The organism is Protofrankia sp. Cr1 (assembly GCF_963555865.1).
Taxonomy (GTDB): domain Bacteria; phylum Actinomycetota; class Actinomycetes; order Frankiales; family Frankiaceae; genus Protofrankia.
Genome location: NZ_CAUVXO010000420.1, coordinates 4,883 through 5,398 on the forward strand (window position 1 = coordinate 4,883; position 516 = coordinate 5,398).

At 71.5% G+C, this 516-nt stretch carries 1 pseudogene; it reads right to left on the bottom strand.

What is annotated here, in order from left to right:
• Positions 1-516: pseudogene (locus U9980_RS22790) on the bottom strand (hypothetical protein); the annotation flags it as partial.

Genomic DNA, 516 nt, shown 5'->3' on the forward strand with positions numbered 1-516 from the left:
ACGGCAGCGTGATCGGTGGGCTGTTCGCCTTCGAGGACGTCGGCGGCACGGCGGTGCAGGCGGGCAGCCCGGTCGGGATTGATCGAGTCAGCCAGCGCGTCGCGGACGATCGCGTGCGCGAACGCGTAGGGGGCGCAGACATTCGCCGTGCGTCGCAGGAATCCTGTCGCCAAGGCCTGGTCCACCGCGTCGAGTGCGCCCGCCTCGGACAGTTCCGCCACCGCGCCCACCGTGGCCAGGCACAGGTCGCCGGAAAACACCGCGGCGGCCTGCAGCAACGATCGCGTTGCCGGTGCCAGCCCTCCGACGCGTGCCCGCACCGCCTGGTGGACGGTGGCCGGAATGCCCAGCGCGGACACGCTCGTGTCACTGAGCCACCGTCCGTCGCGTCGGACGAGTTTGCCGTCCTCGACCAGACCTCGGGCTACTTCGCGGACGTAGAACGGATTTCCCACCGTGTGCTCGTGCACCGCGCGGACGACCGCCCGCGGCACCTCGTCCGTCCCGGCTGGCTCG